The organism is Streptomyces sp. NPDC054841, from assembly GCF_053611045.1.
Map to the genome: position 1 here is coordinate 1 of NZ_JBSGZO010000528.1, position 5,454 is coordinate 5,454.

Below are 5,454 nucleotides of genomic sequence, written 5' to 3' on the forward strand. Positions count from 1 at the left end.
GCTCCCAGCAGGGCGGCGGACACCGCGGCGCCCTGGGCCCAGGACGACAGGCCGTACTCGGCGGTGACGAGCGGCAAGGCACCGGCGATGACGCCCGTGCCGTAGCCGAAGAGCAGCCCCCCGACGGAGGCGACGCAGACCGTCAGGGTGCGGGTGGCCGACGGTGGACTCGTCGGGGTCACCGGTCCTCCGACGCGTCGTCCGACGTGTCCACGGCGGCGCCGCCGACGGCGGCGGATGCCGCGAGCGCGCTGCCCACCCGGGCCGTGCGCCGGGACTCGGTGAGCGACATCGGGGCGGGCGCTCCCTCGCGCACGGCTCGCGCGAAGGCTTCGACCTGGCGCTGGTAGTGGTTGGCCGCCGGGACGGTCTCCTCGCGGACGCGGTCTTCGGTGAGGACGGTGATGACCCCGTCCTCACCGTCCATGGCCCAGGCGTTGCGCACCATGAGGGTGCCGCGGGTCCCCTGGAGTTCGTAGGCGGCGCGGGGGCCGTAGTCGATGCTGTAGTCGACGACCGCGGAGCGCCCCTGCCCGAAGTCCATCGTCGCGACCGCGCTGGAGTCCACGGTGAGGCCGGGACGGCTGCTGAAGCGGGCGCTCACTTGGCGGGGAGCTTCCCCGAAGAACAGCAGCGGGACGTCGACGGCGTAGCAGCCGACGTCCCAGGTGGCTCCGCCGCCCAGGGCGGGGTCCAGCCGGATGTTGCCGCTGCCGCTCTCGATGCGGAACGCGAAGGAAGCCCGTACGAGCCGTAGTTCGCCGATCTCGTCGGAGGCGAGGATCTCGGCGGCGCGCAGCTGCTGGGGGTGGAAGCGGTACATGAACGCCTCCATGACGGTGCGCGACGCCGCCTCGGCCGCCTTCTCGACGCGTGCGCAGCCGTCCTCGTCCATCGCCATGGGCTTCTCGACCAGGACGTGCTTGCCGGCCGCCAGGGCCCGCAGCGTCCAGTCGACGTGTTCGGTGTTGGGCAGCGGTATGTAGACGGCGTCGATGGCGGGGTCCGCGAGGAGCGTCGCGTAGTCCGGGTGGGCGGTGGCGCCGAAGGCACGGCCGAGCTCCGCTGCGGCGGCCGCCCGTTCGGGGCGGCTGGCGACGGCCGTCAGCGCGCAGCCGGGTGTCGCGGCGATGGCCGGCATCAGGTGGGTGGCGATGTAGGAGGTGGCGCCCAGGACACCCCAGCGCAGGGTGCTGTTCCGCTCGTCGTGTGCCGTCATGCGTGGTCCTGCCTCATGCGTCGTCCTCCTGGATGAACCGGACCGCGCGTTCGGCGACGGCGGCCACGGCTGCGTGGATGTTGCCGGTGATCATGTTCGGGATGACGGAGGCGTCGGCCACTCGCAGGCCGCTCGTGCCCCGCACCCGCAGCCTCGGGTCGACGACCGAGCCGACATCCCCGTCGAGGCCGATCCGACAGGTGCCGACCGGGTGGAACTGGGTTTGGGCGTTGGCCCGCACGAACGCCTCCAGTTCGCGGCGGGTGGCCGTCGCGCTGAGGGGTGCGCGACCGTTGGTCAGGCTCGCGAGCGGGTCGGTGGCGGCGATGTCGCGGGCGATGCGCACCCCCTCCACCAGGACGTCGAGGTCGGTGGGGTGGGTGAGGTAGGCGGGGTCGATCAGGGGATGCTCGTCGGGGTCGGCGGAGGCCAGGGTGAGCCTGCCGCGGCTGAAGGGGCGGGTGACGCCCGGACCGATGGTGAAGCCGTGGCCGAGGCGGGCCGCGTTGTTGAGGTCCTTCATCGGAGCGAAGGACAGCTGCACCTCGGGCGCGTCCGACGCGCTGTCGAGGCATACGAAGCCCCCGGCCTCGCCGAGGTTGGAGGAGTCGGCGACGGGGTGGCCCTCGGTGGTGTCGTAGGCGAGCGAAACCTGCACGTGGTCATGGAGGTTGGAGCCGACGCCGGGCAGGTCGACGGCCACGGGAATGCCCAGCGCCACCAGGTCGGCAGCCGGGCCGATGCCGCTGAGCAGCAGCAGCTGCGGGGCGGCGACGGCTCCCGCGCACACCACGACCTCGGTGGTGCAGCGGACTGAGGTCACCGTGCCGCCGTGCCGGAGCCTTACGCCCGTCACGCGGCCGGCCTCCAGCAGGAGGCCGTGGACGGCCGCGTCCGTCACGAGGGTGAGGTTGGGGCGTTCGAGAGCGGGCCCCAGATGGGTGCGGGCGGTGTTGCCGCGGTGGGCAGGCGCGCCGGGGGCGGCGGTGCGGGTGGTGCGGTAGAGGCCCACGCCCTCCTGCCGGCCCGCGTTGAAATCCGGGTTGCCCGGCAGCCCGTACTTCTGCGCGGCTTCGACGAACGCGGCGGCGAACGGATGGGGTTCGGTGTTCTCCGCCACGGGAAGGCTGCCGTACGGCGCCGCGTGGGCGGGGCCTTCCAGACGTTCCAGGTACGGTACGAGGTGGCGCGCGTTCCAGGTGTCGCCGCCCCAGCGCTGCCACGCGTCGAAGTCGGAGGCGGCGCCCCGGATGTGCACCATGGCGTTGATGGCGCCGGATCCGCCCACGACCCGGCCGCGGGGCCAGGCGAGACGTCTGCCGTCGAGGGCGGCCTGCGGCACGGTGCGGTAGCCCCAGTCCAGCTCGCCGCCGAGCAGCGACGGCCAGGAGGCGGGCCGGGCGATGCGCGCGTCGGTGTCCGGCGGTCCGGCTTCCAGGAGCAGGACCCGCCGACGGGGGTCCTCGCTCAGCCGGGCGGCGACGACGCTGCCGGCCGCGCCCGCGCCGACCACGACGTAGTCGTAGGTGGTGAAGCTTTCCATGGGTGTGTCCTTCGCTCCACTGAACAGGGGTGGGGGGGGGGGGTGTCGGGGCGTCAGGTCGCGAGGAATCCGCCGTCGACGCCGATGACTTGCCCGTTGACGTACGAGGAGGCGGAGGAGAACAGCCACAGCGCCACGGCGGACACCTGGCGCGGGGTGCCGATCTCCCCGGACGGGATCAGGCCGCGCCAGGTCGTCGCCCCGCCGACGGCCGCCTCGGAGGCGGCCAGCATGTCGGACTCGATGGGGCCCGGGGCGACGGCGTTGACACGGATGCCCTCGTGGGCGTGCTCGATCGCCGCCACGCGGGTCAGGGCCACCGCGGCGTGCTTGGAGGCGACGTAGCCGCCGATGCCGGGGAAGACGGTGCGGATGCCGTGCACCGATGTGTTGTTGACGATGCTGCCGCTGCCTTGGGCGGACATGAGCCGCAGTTCCTCCCGCATGCACAGCCACAGCCCCCGGGTGTTGACGGCGAAGGCGTGGTCGAAGTCCTCGGGCGACAGGTCCGCGAGGCGTCCGTCGCCGGGAACACCGGCGTTGTTGAAGGCGTAGTCGACCCTGCCGTACAGCTCGACGGCCCGTGCGAACAGGTCGTGGACCTGGCCGGGGCGGGTGACGTCGCAGCGGACGAAGTGCGCCTCGCCTCCCCGCGTCCTGATCTCGCGCTCGGCCTCGGCGCCGCGCTCCTCGCTCCGGGCTGCGATGACGACGCGCAGTCCGGCCTCGGCGAACGCGACGGCGGACGCCCTGCCGATGCCCGCGCTGCCGCCGGTGACGACCACGACCGCCTTCTCCCGCAGGTCACGGCCATCGGTGCCGTTGCTCATCGGTCGGCCCCGACGCACTGCCCGGGTCGGCCGGCGTCCGTGCCCAGCAGGCGGCCCATGCCCGCGCAGGCCTGCTCGATCTCGTTGTCTGTCACGTCGTTGAGGAAGCACACCTCGCCGATCGCGGTGAGGATCGGCAGGTTCTGCATGCCGTCGCGGTGCAGCACGGTATCCGCGAGGCCCTCCAGGACCAGCTCCACGTCGCAGAAGAGCGGGTGCGAGGGTTCGAGCCCCATGCGCCGTGCCACGGCGACGATGCGCTCGAACTGGCCGTCGTCGATCAGGCCCCGGCCGGCGGCGATGAGCGCGGAGAAGACGCAGTCCATGGCCACGGCTTCGCCGTGCAGCAGCTCGGGGAGGGCCCGCATCTCCACCAGGGGCGAGAACGAGTGTCCGTAGTCGACGGACCGCTTGAGGTCCTTCTCCCACAGATTGGGCTGGAGCTCCTCGGCCATTCCCGCGATGGCCCGGCCGATGACCTCGTCGGCCACGGTTCCCGCCAGGCCCTCGCTGCCGGGCTCCGGGTCCTGGAAGCGCGTCCCGATCAGCTCCGCGCCGTACTCCTCCAGGAGCTCGAACAGGCGCAGGTCCTTGATCAGGGCCATCTTGAAGATCTCGCCCATGCCGTTGCGCAGCTGCCGGCCGGGGACGGTGGCGAGGAAGGAGCGGTCGATCAGCGTCCTCGGGGGAGGGGTGTAGGCACCGAGACGGTTGCGGTACCCGCCGTAGTTGATGCCCGACTTGGCGGCCACACTGACGTCGACCTGGCCAAGGAGGGTGGTGGGCACCCGGACGAACGGGATGCCGCGCCGGTAGAGGCTCGCGGCGAGCCCCACGACATCGGCCACGACGCCGCCGCCGATGACGATCGGCGGGGAGCTGAGGCGGTTGGTGCCGACCTCATTGAGCTTGTTGACCACTTCCAGGACGCGCTCGATGGACTTGTTCTCCTCCGAGCCGGGAAGCGTCAAATAGTCGACCCCTGCTTCATTCTCCGAGAAGTAGGAACGAATTTCAGTGCCGTACAACTCGTCAACGGAATGGTCGAGGACGACGAGTCGCGTGCCCGCACCGCGACCGCCACCGGGAATGGTGAGGAGGTCGGGGTTCTCCGGATTCAGCAGACCATGGGATTCGACTATCTCGTACTCGACGGGTAATTCCGTCTGGATCTTCCAACTCTGCTGACGCGTGGCGCCGTTCATGGTGGTTCTCCCCCTCGCTGACACAGCGTTCGGTTTGTTGCACCATGAAACATACAGCGAGGTCAGAGCGGAGCAAATCGAGAATCCTGTGTAGTATGGCGTGCTTTGTCCCGCGCTCTGACGGGCGAGATGGTTCGGCTCTGTTGCTCTCGGCCCCTCTCTGATCGACCGTGGCGCCGACCCGCGCGGTGACCTGAAAGGCACCCCTCCTCGGCTCGCCGGGCCCGGAATTCGCTTGGGGCGGAGTGCCCGCCCTCGGCGCCGCAGGCCGAAACAATTCGGTTGGCACTGCTTCCGGCGAGGGTGAAACCCCGGCAAGCGACTGGAGTTCGTATACGGTTTGACTAACGCTCATGTGGCATATCTCACCGTCAAATCCACCGTTGCTTCCCAGGGTTTGAGACACGCAGGTTCCGTCGAATCGGGCGGGCCGGATGGATAACCGCCGGTAACATCGCGGACGTCACCTGGCAGCCCGGCCGTCGACGGTTGCCCCGCCACTGACCAGCGAGGCATCACGCGTCCGCAGGGCCTGGCACCGTTGTCCACCAGCGAGGCCCCGTGCCGTGTCCGATCGCCCGGTGTGCGAACGCAGTCATTGGCGTCGGCGCCCGGTGGGGCCTGGTAGACGCCTCCATTTGACGTAGGCGCCGCCGT

General features: G+C 70.9%; 4 protein-coding genes and 2 pseudogenes. 1 reads left to right on the forward strand and 5 read right to left on the reverse strand.

Annotated features, from left to right (window positions below):
- The 5 genes and pseudogenes from ACWGI8_RS38440 to ACWGI8_RS38460 form a co-directional block, all read right to left on the reverse strand.
- Positions 1-182: pseudogene (locus tag ACWGI8_RS38440) on the reverse strand (MFS transporter); the annotation flags it as partial.
- A complete protein-coding gene (locus ACWGI8_RS38445; protein WP_453668079.1) occupies positions 179-1,219 on the reverse strand; it encodes a Gfo/Idh/MocA family protein in 1,041 nt (346 codons plus the stop codon). The gene ACWGI8_RS38445 and the pseudogene ACWGI8_RS38440, both read right to left, overlap by 4 nt.
- Before the next feature lie 13 nt (positions 1,220-1,232).
- A complete protein-coding gene (locus tag ACWGI8_RS38450) occupies positions 1,233-2,762 on the reverse strand; it encodes a GMC family oxidoreductase (RefSeq protein ID WP_453668080.1) in 1,530 nt (509 codons plus the stop codon).
- Positions 2,763-2,815: 53 nt separating this feature from the next.
- The gene (locus tag ACWGI8_RS38455; protein WP_453668081.1) at positions 2,816-3,592 is read right to left on the reverse strand and encodes an SDR family NAD(P)-dependent oxidoreductase; all 777 of its coding nucleotides are present in this window, start codon (positions 3,590-3,592) and stop codon (positions 2,816-2,818) included.
- On the reverse strand, positions 3,589-4,797 hold the full coding sequence (locus ACWGI8_RS38460) for a sedoheptulose 7-phosphate cyclase (protein ID WP_453668082.1): 1,209 nt from the start codon (positions 4,795-4,797) through the stop codon (positions 3,589-3,591). Before ACWGI8_RS38460 ends, ACWGI8_RS38455 begins: the two co-directional genes overlap by 4 nt.
- 466 nt (positions 4,798-5,263) lie before the next feature.
- On the opposite strand from ACWGI8_RS38460, the pseudogene ACWGI8_RS38465 reads away from it, so the two are divergent.
- Positions 5,264-5,425: pseudogene (locus tag ACWGI8_RS38465) on the forward strand (choice-of-anchor Q domain-containing protein); the annotation flags it as partial.
- Between the last annotated feature and the right edge of the window lie 29 nt (positions 5,426-5,454).